Raw genomic sequence first — 13,894 nt, forward strand, 5'->3', positions numbered from 1 at the left:
GCTAGGCCGGAATGGCCACGCGGTCGAGCAGACGGTCCAGCACCTGGTCGGCGCTGATGCCATCGGCCACGGCGTCGTAGCTCAGTTGCAGGCGGTGACGCAGCACCGGGTGCAGCACGGCGCGCACATCGTCGGGGCTGACAAACTCTTGCCCGTTCAGCCAGGCATGGGCGCGTGCCACGCGGTCGAGGCTGATGCCGCCACGCGGGCTGGCGCCGATGGCCAGCCAGCGGCCGAGGTCGGCGTCGTAGTCGGCGGGGTGGCGGGTGGCGTTGATCAGGTCGATGAGATAGGTATCGATGGCCGGCGCCACATGGATGCCGGCGACCTCTTTGCGCGCGGCGAAAATCGCTCCTTCATCGAGGGTAAACGTGGGCTTGTCACCGCCATGGCCGCTGCCGGCTTGCTCCTCTTCGCGCAGCAGGCGCAGCACCTGGCTTTCGTCGGCAGGTTGCGGGTAGTCGAGGGTAATCTTCATCAGAAAACGGTCCATCTGCGCTTCAGGCAGTGGGTAGGTGCCTTCCTGCTCAATCGGGTTTTGTGTGGCCAGCACGCAGAACAACGGTGGCATCGGATGGCTGGTGCCGGCCACGGTGATTTGCCGTTCTTCCATCGCTTCGAGCAACGCGGCCTGCACCTTGGCCGGGGCGCGGTTGATTTCATCGGCGAGAATCAAATTGCCGAACAGCGGGCCTGGCTGAAAGCGGATCTCGTTTTTGCCCTCCACCTGGTGCAGCACCTCGGCGCCGGTAATGTCCGAGGGCAGCAGGTCGGGGGTGAACTGGATACGGCTCATCTTCGTGGCCAGGTGCTTGGCCAGAGCTTTTACCGTGCGGGTTTTGGCCAGGCCCGGCAGGCTTTCCAGCAGCAGGTGGCCGTTGGCCAACAGGCCCAGCAGCACCTGGCGAATCACCGCTTCCTGGCCGAGCACGCTTTCGGCGATGGCGGCCTGCAGGGCGAGGATGTCGTTGCGTACGGTCATGTTGTGCTCCTTAATGCGTCTGTCTTACCGACGAAGCGCGAGCGCAAGATCCAGAGGTTGGTGTCGGCGCCGCAGCTATTTGGGTCGGGGATTTCGGGTTAAGAGACCAGCCTCCCAATTAAATACATATCGGTACCCGTGTTCTGCCAATCGTGGTCGGAATTGGTCGGGGCACTAGCAGACAACGGAGATGGTGCCCCTCTCCGGAAAACCGCTGAGTGAAACCGCGCATCGCATGCGTAGCTCTTCGTTCGAGTAACAGTCGGCGAGACGGCCCGTCCATCGTTAGCCCTACTGGAAGGATCCAAAAAGGGATAAATAATGACTAGCTCCCATTCTCAGATTCATTTTCTAAACTCTCTGATCTGGAAAGCATGACCACACCAGCGTGCTCGAATTAAGTTAGCAGTGATTCGGAGTTTGGGCAGTGAGGCTAGGGCCATATGCATTGCGGATGGAAGGTAGCAGGCACCTTTACCGGCAACATTAAATCTACGGCCTTTATATACAATCCCCGGTAAATGCTGGCCTCGAATAAGAGTCGCGTGGTTCTGGAACCGATGATTGCGAAGGTACGCATATCCAATATTGGTATGCGGCGGGGAAGAAGCAGTTGTTTGACTTCAACTTCAACTTCACCGACATCAACAAAAGATTTGCACTGACCGTGTAGAGCGCGGCTCTGACCTACGAGCCCAGGCCAGCGCTAAGTCCGAGGTCAGTCTGACTACCAGCAAGACACATTGAAAGCCATCCAGATGGGCAGCCGACGCTGGAAAACAAAGTCGCTTCTGGTGAGTTGAAATTCGATGGTCGTCCCTAAGCGGTCGGCGAATTTATGGCATGCTCAAAAAATTCAGATTGTGGTTCACCGTAGCCATGCCTTGAGGTGATATGTGCTAGGGCTCGCGCTGTTGCTTGGCTGCACGAACCCTGCCCGTGCCTGCAGCTTTGACGGCTTGGCCCTCGTATCGAGGAGCCTGTTGCTCGCCGACGGTTTTGGTACGCGCCGAATTCTCAAAGATAAGCTCAACACAAGTCCGAGATCGACCGAAGCCCGGGACGATTTTAGCCTGTTACTGGTCGAGTTCAGCCTATGGGCGCACTATCACAATACGAGCGAGACGCTGATCAGCGAACTACTGATCCTGAGCGGCAGCTCTGATTGCCCCACCTCATTTGGGCTACTCTTGGCTCCAGGCCAGTTTGGAGGCGCGTTATGTGGGATGAAGTTCTAGTAAAGGGCGAATCCATAATGATAGGTAACAATATCAGGATCACGATCGTAGGTTTTCTCCGCGACGAGGTACGGATTGGCGTGAGTGCTCCCCGACATATTCGCGTAATGCGGGATGACACTATTAACCGCAGCCCAAAGCGCAGAGATCGTTAGCTTCCTATACTCCGATCAAAAGTATCAAAGATAACGTCGTATTAACGGCCTCCGAGAGCGTAAAGCTTTCGGCGTTCGAGCCTGATATCGTCCATGACAGTGGCGTTCGGAAGGTTACTGATGAAGGCCTTGCTGAGGGCGTGACGTTGAATAGCCACCCATCTACCAGCCGGTTCAGTTCTCTGAGCTCCTTGCGGACCCAAAAATCGTTACATTCTGGATGTTTTTTTGGGGCAAGTCGGAGTCGAAGACGCTTGCGTGGCTAACGAGCTTGATCGATCGTTTTTCGAAGTGGCTATGATTTTGTGCAGCTTGAGTAAGCTGTGGTAGTCACTACAGTGCTTCTTGCTCCACAGTGAACTCCGCTGCTACGACCGCGTCTCCCAAGTCTGGCCACCCCGCGAGGTCTGCAAAATGCTTCATTCTTTGCAGCGTCCTAGCTGAGGCGGTTTTTCTCGCATTTAAAGGCACATCGTTGGGGCTCATGGCATAAGGCAGCAGTTGATGCCCGGCCGCTATCGCTACGGATGAAAGCTTCGCTGCGATTCGAAAGCCACCCTCGTCGACATCGCCCCAGTGGGAAACCTGTGTAGTTGTGGGGATGCTTGACAAGAGACGTTGATACATTGAGCTCCAGCCAGGGGAGGGCATCCCGGCTGTGTAGATTAGCAGCGTTGGCTTCTCCGAATCCCGTTTTGCTCTGCTGTGGAAAGTTGTAAGGTTCTCAATGGTGAGGACCGACTCGACTGGGCCTGCTATTGATTGAATAGTGCTACTAGGAAGGCCTGTGTACGGCTTATCAAGAAGCGCACTTACTCTGCTTCGGACGATATTGACGTTGCCTGCAAGCAGCACGGGCTGTTCTTCTTTGAACAATCCTAAATCTTGCCAGATCTCAATCGAAGGTCTCGGTGTCGCCTCCAGCGAGCCCATCAGTAGTATGTCTAATAAGGCGGTCAATCGTTCTATGCGTTTACTGTCTTGAAAAATGCGTGCGCTTGCCTCGCGGAGCACCGAGGGAAGCTCGGGTGTACTAGTGCAGGCACTAATTGTTTTGATGGCATCGAGCCAATCAGCTACGTCACTTGGACCTGAGCCTCGGATCTTCGAAACTCGTGCCCATCTGCTGAGTACCTCCTCAAGCACATCGTGTTGGGAAAGGTAAGGCGCGAGCGATGCTGTGGCATACGAGAGCACATCTGCGTGGGTTGTCTGACCCAAAAAGCGGGCCAATCTTTGTGTATCGACCAAATCGATTCGATCAATCAGACCATCTTCTGGGTTTAGCTTGTCCCGAGTGAGAGTTATTGCGCCGGCATCGCGTGCGGAAAGGAACGCCTCTTCGCATCTCTGCTTCTGATTCCAGTTCCTGAGTTCGCGGTAAGATTTCATTTGTGAGGCTGTTAACGAGGGTGCTCGCCGACGCACCCCAGCTACCGATTTGTTCCCCAGAGCCAAGAGCTTTTGAAGCAGCGCCTGGGCGATTATTTCCATCGTCAAATCGACGCTCCGTTACTCTGCGGCGGCCGGGGTGTCGCATTTAGCGCTTCGATCTCTTGCTCAATCAACTCCGGGTGAAACTCCCAAAGATCTTGTCGAAACTGCTCCCGCATTTCGTGCGTAACTTCCACTCGGTCAACCTGAATGGCATGACGCACCGGGTCTTTTTGAATCTCAAAGTAGCTATCAAGGAAGGCGTTCAGAATGCCCAAGTTTTCTCCAGGGCTAGCGAGCAACACCTGCAAACCGAGCTCTTTCAAATACCTCATGGTGGCTACGATGTTGGAGGTATCCATCTGAATGAATGCTTCATCCAGCATTATCAATCGCAGGCCATCCTGGAAACCCTGGTCCATGCGATATGCAGACCACAGACTTGCGCCGGCAATAACATAGAGTGGCGCGCGGTGCTCGCCACCAGAGCCTGGGCCGATGCGATTGCTGAGGTGTCCAACTGTTTTCGCTGTAACCCCGTCAGCGCTTACATGCTCTATACGAACGTCGAAGGTGTAAAACTCTCGATAATCGTCCAGAGGGCTTTTGGCTCCGGCGTTTCCTTCGGCCGTCTTTTCTTTCAGCAGGTCCTCGAACTGGGGAGGCATATGCCCAGTCTCTCCAAACAGTCCGCCTTCAACACCGTAATCCGCAACGTTCTTGATGAAGTCGAGAAGGGACTTGAGCTCCGGGCGCACTTTATAGAGAAACTGATAGCGCTCACCGTTTGTGAACGGAGGGGTCTTTCTGAGCGCCGAGTTGAGCCGATCAAATGTCTGCCGGAGGAACTGGAGATTTGTATTTAGCGCGATCGCCACGTCCCTACGGAACGTTTCTTGGGAGGCTTCGTAAGCGGCGTCTGCTTCCGTGAGAATCCCCTCCGACTTTGCCTTCGGTTTACCCTGTCATTCAGCATAATTGAGGACGACGAGAGCCCCTCAAACTGGTCCCTTCTGCGAAGCGGGTTTGGTTGGAAGAGCGCGGCTGCCAGACAGGAGCGAGGTTCACTTGTGCCGCACAGACGATCCCTCAGCGAGAATTTTTGTCAGACTGACTGCTCCTGGCCGATTGCTGCCGGACACGGCGGGCTGCTTTCGGCACAGAGTGTGTGAAAACGCTAAGTCAAAATTGAAGTGCGCGCGGCTTCGCGAAATCTGAAATTTATCGGTAGGTCAGCTGGATATAAATTTGGCGTAGAAACGCATTTTTTGATCTTTGCTGACCTTGAAAGCGTTTTTACGCTGCCTCGGCCAGACGCTGCCATCACCAGAGACGCGGCTTAAATCAGCATTCGACTGCTTTCGACCGGTATGGAACGCATGCAGATGAAAATCTTGAGAATCTGCCGATGGCTGCAATAAATAACCAAAACGGCAAAAAAATTGGGCAGAACAGTAGGCCAAAAATGAATTATGCAGCTTTATGCGAAAATTCATAATTGAATGACTAGCCAGTCATCTTGCTAACCTACTCACTTAATTTTGGTCGTCCCTCACGAGCAGAGTAGAGGGAAACGCCCGATCCTTTCGACGAAGCAATTCCCTTTTGACCCCCTTGAACAGATCTAGTCAGTTCGCTGGAGCGAGTTGTACGGAAAGGTGGATTGAGAAATGAAAGCAGGCGCTAGAAATGACAAAGGCGACCTCTTTGAGGTCGCCTTAACCATGTTTCGTCACCGGAATTGATAGCCGGGAGAGGACACCATGGGCAGGATGTTAGGATATCACAACACAGGGGAAATGGACCGATACCGGGCTTGCCGCCGTCTTTCTTCGCTCGCTGCATCAGGGTAGAGCAGTCGCTTTCAGAGTGGGCCAGCCCCTAAAATTGACAGCTTGAACTCGCTGGACTAGTTAACAGGAAGGACTTAACAACCCAAGCGATAAAGGAAGTCGACCATGAGTATTAAGCCCGGCCCGAAAAGAACAAACGAAGACGGTACTCCAGACAAGAGGCAGAGAGTCACGCCCGACAAGCAAAAGGAGCATCCAGCACTGAAACCCCATAAGCATAAACCGGGAGAGTAGGGTCGAAAAAAAAGCAGCTCCCGAGAGCTGCTTTTTTTGTTTTCTCAATCAGCAGGCCGTTACTTTCAGCCCCTCTTACAGGCAGTCAAGATCTCAATTCGGGCGTTTCACTTGCAACAAATCTTCGAGCCCAATACGGCGAAACATTTCTGCCCGAACCCTATCTGCCATAGCGTTAACGATCTCTGCACCATCCTCAGACGGATCGATATGGCGTCGGAAAGGTCGAGTGCCGTAAGGCATTCCTACGATCTCAACAATCGCCCGTGCCACGTCTTTTACGTCAGCGTCATCTGGTTCTAAAGCTGCGAGCCCTTTAAGGCTTTGCTCAGGCAGTCCGGCATACGGCCCCTTATCATATTCAGCAGCACGTGCGGTATCCGCCGGCTTACCCGAATGTAGGAAGTGATTGGTGCCTTTGGTGAAAGCCCCTGGAACGATAATTGATGTTTCGATGCCCCATCGCACGAGCTCACTTGCATAGGAGACAGCAAGGGAGTCCATAGCCGCTTTGGCTGCAAAGTAAGGGGACAGGTAAGGTGGCGTACCACCACGGGCGCTGCTTGAGGAAATCCACAGAAGAAGGCCTTTGCCTTGCTTGCGCAGGTATGGAAGCGCGGCACGGTTGACGCGCTGAGTGCTCAGCACGTTGATGTCATAGAGTTGGGCGAATTGTTCAGGTTCAAAAGCTTCAGCCGGGCCAAAGGACATGTGACCCGCGTTGTGCATAACGACATCAAGGCGGCCACAATCGGCCATGATTTTGGCGATGGCTGCCTCCACCGAACTGCTCGACGCGACGTCGAGTTCTACCGTGCGTAGGTCGACCTGGTTTTCGTCGGCGTAACGCGCAGCCTCTGCAACTTGCGGGGCGTTTCGCCCAGCTGTCTCACGCATGCTGGCGTAGACGATGTGGCCTGCGTCGGCCAAAGCGCGGGCAGTTAGCATGGTGAGCTTGTCGCGCGCGCGTAGCTTGAAAAGAGGTGGCTACTCGGATTCTGACGAAGGCCTGATAAAGGTTGGGGGCCTCGCATCTTGGCGCGAAAATCTGGCCAAACAGATGATCTTCACAAGCCTGAAAAATGGACTCACTGTCGGAGAGCTAGCGATTGCTTGCGCAATGTCTCGCTGTCATTTCTCACGATCATTTAAACGCAGCACTGGACTCTCCCCGCAAGACTGGATTCACCATCAGCGTACCGCTCACGCAAAGGAGCTAATGGCATCCACGAGTATGACTTTCACTCAAGTGGCGGCCGAGTGCGGATTCAGTGATCAGGCACACTTCAATCACATTTTTTTTAAGGTCGAAGGAATAAAACCACGGGCCTGGCGGGACTTTGTTTGCGAAGACTCTGGGTCATCGCGCGGAAACTTAGTGCACCCGGCGAACACGTCGGAACAGCACCGTGGATGTAATTCCGCTACCGAGAGTCCAATGAGCGAACACGCTTGAGTGGATCACTGCTGACGCAGTCTCGCTACCTCTGCCTTTCAGTATTTGCCAATGGTCCTCGCGGGTTCCACCTTTCCTGTCGAATATATCGATGGTTTACAGACGATACTCCGAGGATGCCGTTAACTTCGTCGTTGCTTCCAGTTCCACCATGCTTCAGCAAATAGGCTCTCGCCGCCTGCCTCTCCTGGACGGAAGGCGAATAGTCTTGGTCGAACAACGACTGTCGGACGGGGTTAAATAACCAAAACGGAAGCTGATGGTTGTAATTCACGATGTAGGAGCTCGATACCTTGCAACGTCGAGCTACATCTAGAAATGCAGCGGGCCAGTCAGCCAGTAATTCCTGCGCCTCGCTCAGTGCCCTTGCTCGATCCCCCACACGCAACGACTCAAATCGCCCGGAGACGTTTACCGGTCGAAGGAAGAGCTCATCTTTAGCAGCGGTAAGCCGGCTCGTAATACGAGAAAAGCGCCCCGGCTCGATAATCAAATGGAGTAGGTGCTTCAACCCTTCGTAAAAGAGCGGGGAGTAGTGGCTGGCGCCTGGAAGCTCGGCGCTAAACCCGTTGTATAAAAGATCGTTTAGCTGTTTCTGAAAAGTCACGAGAGCACGCGGGGCCACATGCTCCTCCCATAGCTCATGACACCAGTCTCGCCCACATTTTCCGCACCGCATTAACGGATCTTCATGAGGAAGCAGGGCACGTCCAAGGTCGGAGGTATGAAACTCATTGGTTGCTGGCACCAAGGACAGCAGTCACGAAGGTAAACAGCGTGAGTGGGGCACACGACTTCGAGCGCCAGCCTCCACTGCCGGCGAAAATATGGAATGGCGTCGCTAGCGAGACAAGCGCAGCACACCTGTGTGGAAAAGGACGAAAGCCTACGTCGGTCGTGAGCCGAGCGCCCCATCGGAATCAACCAATCAGCAGGGCCCCTTACGACCATTTGAGACCAGAGCCGACCTTCGTACTCCCAGAGACCGGTTTTGTCGACCTGCTCATAAGGGCACCCAGTCCGACTTGCCAGCCTGGCCAGTAATTCATGGTCCCGAAGGCGGTCCACATCGTGGCAAAGAAGCTGAGGGTAGAACCCCAATATTTCCGTAGTAAAAGAATGAAGCTTGGTCGCGTTTGCCCGAGCTAACCGGGTCATCCACGACAATAGAAGCTCGTCCTCCAGTGGCCGATGTCGAATCGGTAAAAGAGGCCCATGGAAATCTCTGTTAGCGGACCCTCCGGTTCGCTGGCGGAACCCAGCCCAGGGCATCGAAGTACTCCTTGCTTATGTGAGCCGCCTCGATAGTTTCGTCGCCACGGCGGATTGCGAACTCAGCAAGTAGCCTCAAAATGTCTACCGTTTCCCCAAGTAGGCCGTCGCTGAAGATCATCAGTTGGGTCAACGCTCGCTCACTCATTAGCTGCATTGGATTCGCGAGCTTCAAGTGCTTCTCTATGGTTTTAACGAAGCGCGCGTACTCTTCCAGGTGATCCAGCGTCCAGGTGGGCAAGTAAACGGGTCTAAACCGATTCGAGATCGACTCGTCCACGGAGAGAATGCCCTCGATCTTCGGCGTCCCGGAAATAACCACGGGAATACGCAGCTCGATGCAGATGTTTCTCAGTGCATTCAGGACGCGCATACGCTGTGTATGTGTTCCACCGTTGATGTTGTAGAAGTCATCAATAATGATCATCTTCGTTTCGAGGTGGGACAACAGAATCTGTATTCGACGCAGCTTGGATTCGTCGGCTTCTCTGGCACCGGAACTGAGACCGAATTTGTCCAAAATCTTGCTGTAAAGACGCCCCTCTGATGGCGCAGCAGGCATCGTGACGAGCAGCACTGGTAGCAGCGCTTTCTCAGCATTTGGATCCGAAACGGCGGGATGGCGTTTTAGGAAATTCGTAAGGATCATCGACTTTCCATTGTTACTTCTGCCGATAAGCGCCATGCAAGGCATGCGGTTTGTTTCCGGATGCGCTATCAGCCTGTCCAGGTGGCCGCGAACCTCCAGCGCTCGCTCATAGCCAATCCAAACGTCTTTCTTAATATCTAAAATGCGCTGCTCCATCTCAGGAGAACTGCAGCTGCGCATAATTTTCGCCACTGATGACATGTCGTTTTAGACCTCTTCAAATTCATCAAAAACAGCCAAATTTTGTAGGTCTAGGTCTTTCGGAGCTGGGGCATCGCGGCTAGCTATTGGAACGTAGGAAGGCGAGACACTATCTACATCCCTTGAACTCGTGGGCTTACCGGCGATTTTCTGGTGCGCTCGCTGGCGCTCCCGCTCCTTCGCTGCGCTGCGGGTCAAAGCCGTTTCGACATTTAAGATTTCCCGCCTTGCCTCTCGGGAGCGGAAGATGGCCTCCTCATCAACGTCTTTAATGCCTTGAGCCGTCATGTATCTGCGGACAGCCGTTAGCTCCCAGTAACTAATCGCGGGGCGCATTACGTTCCTGTAGGAAATGGGGAAGTACTTCCGAAGCTGTGGGTCCCAAAAATACAGCGTACTGATGTCGCGGGGATCGTATCTGAACAAGAACTGGCGTCCGTTACGTTTATCACCAGGTTCGTCTGAACCGATCCATTTATCCAGAACGGCATCGTAGTAGTCGATGTAGTCAAATTTGACGCCGTAGACCTGAATGGTACGACTGAGAGTAGGCAGGAAATCCAGACGTAGTTGCTCTGGGGTCCCGGAGATAGGAAGCGTCCCGAGGCCAGGAAACTCGGAAGTACCAAGCAGCCCTTCGTTAAAACGGGAGAGCGGTGGCTTCCCAAGCTCTGAATGCATGCGTAAATGGTAGTCACCTAGGATTTCGTGCGCCAACCACCGTTCGAAATTGTCCAGTGTGAGGACTGCGTTGCCAGCGGAGTCGTACTCCTCCTTCGCGCCCACGTTCGAGAACGTGGTGCCTTCAATGGTGTGGATTTCTTTCGAAAGTGTGCCCAAAAGACGCTCGATATAGCTCCCGTACTGCGGCTTCTTTTTCTTCCGAAAGCGCAGTTCGAAACCATGCTCCTGGGACGCGGTTTGCAATGCAGTTCCGTGAAACTCCTTCGCATTGTCGCAATGGATAACGCGCGGTTTACCCTGACATGGCCACAAGTAGTTGATTCCCAAACGGGCCATAAAGCTATCTTTCGCTAGTACCGCGCTGGTAATGGCGAGGCCCGTGCCAAGAGAACCAGGGGGGTCGAACGAGATGTACCAACCCACGACCATTCGAGAAAAAGTGTCGATCACCAAAGTGATCCAGGGACGCCCAATAGCAATCCTATCCACAGAATCGACTAGCTCAATATCCACCTGGGTGTGGTCAATCTGCCAAATAGAGTAGAGCGAGTTCGTGCCACCAGGCAGCGAGCCCTTAATTGCTCGGAATTTTAGGGCTGCATTCGGTCCCCTTCTGCGGTGCTCTCGCTCCTCAGGGAGGATCAACTCAATACGACGTACCAACGTGTTTTTGCCAGGGACAGGCAGCTTCAATCGATGACACTCATCCTTCACCTCTTTGTACGTGGCGGTGGGGCTGCGCTTGAGAGTCGTAAGATATTTTTCACGTACGACACGCTCGATAACGTCTTCGACCTCTTTACTAAGTCGCTTCTCGCCAATATCGCCGCGTCGCTGCCTCAAGAGGCATCGAATGTTGCCCTGCTGCTCCAGTTTCTTGATCCAGCGGTACATCGTCATTCGCGAAACCAAGAGCTCTTGCCCTACAGCCTCGACGTCTGCATGAGTGCGGTCGGGCTTGAACAGCAACGGTTCGATCCATTTAAATTTCTCTAACGCGTCACTCCAAGCGTCCTGGTCAACCTCGTTCAGGTCCCACTCGCTGACTACAGCTCGACTACCGACAATTTGCGCGATTTCGGAGACCGAGAAAACCTTCTGCTGACCTGTTTCCACTACTGAAACTAAAACCGAGTCGTGCGTTTGAAAACGAAGGACGCACAGGTGTTGATCGTCTTTTTTAAGGATCGCACCGGGACCGATATGCACCGTGGACATCGTCATTTCATGGTTCCAACCACTATTTCGCCTTTGGCGGTAAGCCAAATAGAAGAGCTCATATTGAGAGGCAGGCTCAAATCGACCCCGATCACGCGCTGCGTGATGAGATTCCATAGCCACGGAATCAGTTCTGCCTGCACTCGGGAATCGGCGGTGATTTTTTCCAAAAGCCCCTTGGGGGTATCCGTTTCGCCGCTTCTCAATGCTTGAAGCAACAGCCGCTGCGATTTTCCGGCATTGGGCTGCTCGCCGAGTCGAATCGAACGGTAGTGAGTCAGGTGCTGGACATTCTGTAAGTAAGGGGTTCGGATTTCCTTGTCTGTCATTATTTGAAAGCGGCAGCCATACATGCGCGCCCAGGAGACGGCAGCTTTGAATTTTGGCTTCATATCTATCCAGTTCTCGGCCAGGACTTCGCGCGGTTTCACCTCCACCACGGTAGTCCTCAGCCATGGCTCAGCTGCCATAGCCGCAGCGGTGTAAGAAACGACCACGTCGGGCGTGTACTCACGCCAACGACCATTCGGGTGTTTCCACCGAATGGTGAACGGCTGAGATTGGTAGCCCCTTACACGTTCGTCGAAGTCGAGAAGCGTGAGGTACTCATGCTCTAAAAGTGATTCGCTTCGCTGGATGCGCGGCCCTTTCGAGGAGGGGATGTAACCGGTATTGGTAAAGCTGCTAGGTCCGATTTTACGAGCGGGCATGATCAGGCCCTCCAGCAAATCGGCCAGAAAACGCGGAAAAAGAGGCGGCGGAACATCCTTGATGTAGGGGTGCATAGCGTCCAGTAACGAATAGCGAGGGTCTTAGTATCATATTACATAGTCCTTGATACCAAAGACGGTGGCCGCTTTGACCTCGCCATCGCCCTGGGCATTCTTGCCGCCAGCGGCCAGGTACCGATCGCCGCGCTGGAGAATGTGGAATGCCTGGGTGAGCTGGCGCTGTCTGGTGCCGTCCGCCCCGTGCAAGGCGTATTACCTGCGGCACTCGCCGCACGGGCTGCGGGCCGAATCTTGATAGTGCCGCGCAGCAATGCCGAAGAAGCCAGCCTGGCGTCGGGCTTGACCGTGTTGGCCGTCGATCATCTGCTGGAACTGACTGCGCACTTCAATGGCGTAACGCCCTTGGCGCCCTTTGAGGCCCAGGGCTTGTTGCGCCAATGTGCGCCGTACCCCGACCTCAACGAAGTGCAGGGCCAGATAGCTGCGAAACGGGCCTTATTGGTGGCAGCGGCAGGCTCGCACAACCTGCTTTTCAGTGGACCGCCAGGCACGGGCAAAACCCTGCTCGCCAGCCGTCTTCCAGGCTTATTGCCTCCCTTGGAGGAACAGGAAGCACTGGAAGTAGCGGCTATCCAATCAGTGGCCAGCCACACACCGATGAGCGCCTGGCCGCAGCGCCCGTTCAGACATCCACACCACACGGCTTCCGGGCCGGCATTGGTCGGTGGCGGTAGTCGCCCGCAGCCCGGTGAGATCACCTTGGCGCACCATGGCGTGCTGTTTCTTGATGAGCTGCCGGAGTTTGATCGGCGTGTACTGGAAGTGCTGCGCGAGCCGCTGGAAAGCGGCCAGATCGTAATTGCCCGCGCCAAAGACAAAGTGCATTTCCCGGCCCGCTTTCAGCTGGTGGCGGCAATGAACCCGTGCCCATGCGGCTATCTGGGCGACCCCAGTGGCCGTTGCCGCTGCAGCACCGAACAACTGCAGCGCTACCGCGGCAAGTTGTCTGGCCCGCTGCTTGACCGCATTGACCTGCACGTCACTGTTGCGCGAGAAACCACGGTGCTCCACGCCGCACCCATTCAAGGCGCAGACACCGCTACGGCTGCCGCCCTGGTGGCTTCAGCCAGAGCCATTCAAATGCGTCGCCAGGGCACGGCTAATGCCTTCCTCGATTTACCCGCGCTGCGAGATCACTGTGTGTTGCAGCCCGAAGACCAAACCTGGCTGGAGACTGCCTGCGAGCGGCTGGGCCTATCGTTGCGCGCGGCACACCGGATTTTGAAAGTGGCGCGCACGTTGGCCGACCTGGAGCACAGCAGCCCAATCACTCGAACCCATCTGGCTGAAGCCCTGCAATACCGGGGCGTGACACCAACCTAGCGAAATTTGTAGGAATTCTCGGCGGCACGCTCAAAAATTGCCGCCCCAAACCCAGACAGCAGTGGATGGATATCCAGTATAAAAATACGCAGACTGCAGGTGTAAGGCCGGTTCGTGCAATGTCGTACGACCGCTAATCACACGCCGTTGCGCAGGAGTTCACCATGACTGTCCATGAAATCGCACTCGCTCCCGAATTCACCGAGCGCCACCTGAAAGTGGCGGCCAACTACACCCCGGCCGGCAAGCGTGACAGCCAATACGCGCTGCCGAAAAAAACGCCCTGGATCCAGCTGAAGGGCCAATGGCTGCAACAAGCCGGGTTCGAGGTGGACGACACCGTGAAGGTGCGTGTAATCAAAGGCTGCCTGGTGATTACCGCCGCCTGAAAAAATCCCCGGTCT

The 13,894-nt window shown here is 54.8% G+C and carries 11 protein-coding genes and 2 pseudogenes; 4 read left to right on the forward strand and 9 right to left on the reverse strand.

The window, feature by feature from the left end; genetic code table 11:
* Position 1 precedes the first annotated feature (1 nt).
* Positions 2 to 982 carry an AAA family ATPase gene (locus tag AC0V2S_RS18920; protein WP_475511065.1) on the reverse strand — a complete coding sequence of 327 codons (981 nt, stop codon included), beginning with the start codon at positions 980 to 982 and terminating at the stop codon, positions 2 to 4.
* A 1,219-nt stretch (positions 983 to 2,201) separates the two neighbouring features.
* On the opposite strand from AC0V2S_RS18920, the gene AC0V2S_RS18925 reads away from it, so the two are divergent.
* Complete coding sequence (locus AC0V2S_RS18925; RefSeq protein WP_475511066.1) at positions 2,202 to 2,375, forward strand: carbon storage regulator; 174 nt, start codon at positions 2,202 to 2,204, stop codon at positions 2,373 to 2,375.
* Between the two features lie 333 nt (positions 2,376 to 2,708).
* Here AC0V2S_RS18925 and AC0V2S_RS18930 read toward each other — a convergent pair whose 3' ends face one another.
* From AC0V2S_RS18930 to AC0V2S_RS18945, 4 genes are all read right to left on the reverse strand, one after another.
* The gene (locus tag AC0V2S_RS18930) at positions 2,709 to 3,869 is read right to left on the reverse strand and encodes a Wadjet anti-phage system protein JetD domain-containing protein (RefSeq protein ID WP_475511067.1); all 1,161 of its coding nucleotides are present in this window, start codon (positions 3,867 to 3,869) and stop codon (positions 2,709 to 2,711) included.
* Between the two features lie 2 nt (positions 3,870 to 3,871).
* Positions 3,872 to 4,687, reverse strand: a complete 816-nt coding sequence (locus AC0V2S_RS18935) for an SbcC/MukB-like Walker B domain-containing protein (protein ID WP_475511068.1) — start codon at positions 4,685 to 4,687, stop codon at positions 3,872 to 3,874.
* Positions 4,688 to 5,041: 354 nt separating this feature from the next.
* Complete coding sequence (locus AC0V2S_RS18940) at positions 5,042 to 5,305, reverse strand: hypothetical protein (protein ID WP_475511069.1); 264 nt, start codon at positions 5,303 to 5,305, stop codon at positions 5,042 to 5,044.
* Positions 5,306 to 5,989: 684 nt separating this feature from the next.
* Complete coding sequence (locus AC0V2S_RS18945) at positions 5,990 to 6,844, reverse strand: SDR family oxidoreductase (protein WP_475511070.1); 855 nt, start codon at positions 6,842 to 6,844, stop codon at positions 5,990 to 5,992.
* A 73-nt stretch (positions 6,845 to 6,917) separates the two neighbouring features.
* On the opposite strand from AC0V2S_RS18945, the pseudogene AC0V2S_RS18950 reads away from it, so the two are divergent.
* Positions 6,918 to 7,352: pseudogene (locus tag AC0V2S_RS18950) on the forward strand (helix-turn-helix domain-containing protein); the annotation flags it as partial.
* A 678-nt stretch (positions 7,353 to 8,030) separates the two neighbouring features.
* Here the strand turns inward: AC0V2S_RS18950 and AC0V2S_RS18955 are convergent.
* The 4 genes from AC0V2S_RS18955 to AC0V2S_RS18970 are packed head-to-tail and all read right to left on the reverse strand — an operon-like array spanning position 8,031 to position 12,161.
* On the reverse strand, positions 8,031 to 8,624 hold the full coding sequence (locus tag AC0V2S_RS18955; protein ID WP_475511071.1) for a TniQ family protein: 594 nt from the start codon (positions 8,622 to 8,624) through the stop codon (positions 8,031 to 8,033).
* The gene (locus AC0V2S_RS18960) at positions 8,581 to 9,429 is read right to left on the reverse strand and encodes a TniB family NTP-binding protein (protein WP_475511072.1); all 849 of its coding nucleotides are present in this window, start codon (positions 9,427 to 9,429) and stop codon (positions 8,581 to 8,583) included. Before AC0V2S_RS18960 ends, AC0V2S_RS18955 begins: the two co-directional genes overlap by 44 nt.
* A 51-nt stretch (positions 9,430 to 9,480) precedes the next feature.
* Complete coding sequence (locus tag AC0V2S_RS18965) at positions 9,481 to 11,382, reverse strand: transposase (protein ID WP_475511073.1); 1,902 nt, start codon at positions 11,380 to 11,382, stop codon at positions 9,481 to 9,483.
* Positions 11,379 to 12,161, reverse strand: coding sequence for a TnsA endonuclease N-terminal domain-containing protein (locus AC0V2S_RS18970; protein ID WP_475511074.1), 783 nt, complete (start codon positions 12,159 to 12,161; stop codon positions 11,379 to 11,381). The genes AC0V2S_RS18965 and AC0V2S_RS18970 overlap by 4 nt, the downstream gene beginning before the upstream one ends.
* 57 nt (positions 12,162 to 12,218) lie before the next feature.
* On the opposite strand from AC0V2S_RS18970, the pseudogene AC0V2S_RS18975 reads away from it, so the two are divergent.
* Both AC0V2S_RS18975 and AC0V2S_RS18980 read left to right on the forward strand, forming a co-directional pair.
* Positions 12,219 to 13,490: pseudogene (locus tag AC0V2S_RS18975) on the forward strand (YifB family Mg chelatase-like AAA ATPase); the annotation flags it as partial.
* Positions 13,491 to 13,654: 164 nt separating this feature from the next.
* Positions 13,655 to 13,879, forward strand: a complete 225-nt coding sequence (locus AC0V2S_RS18980) for a SymE family type I addiction module toxin (RefSeq protein ID WP_475511075.1) — start codon at positions 13,655 to 13,657, stop codon at positions 13,877 to 13,879.
* Positions 13,880 to 13,894 lie beyond the last annotated feature (15 nt).

The organism is Pseudomonas sp. CC11G (assembly GCF_056174845.1).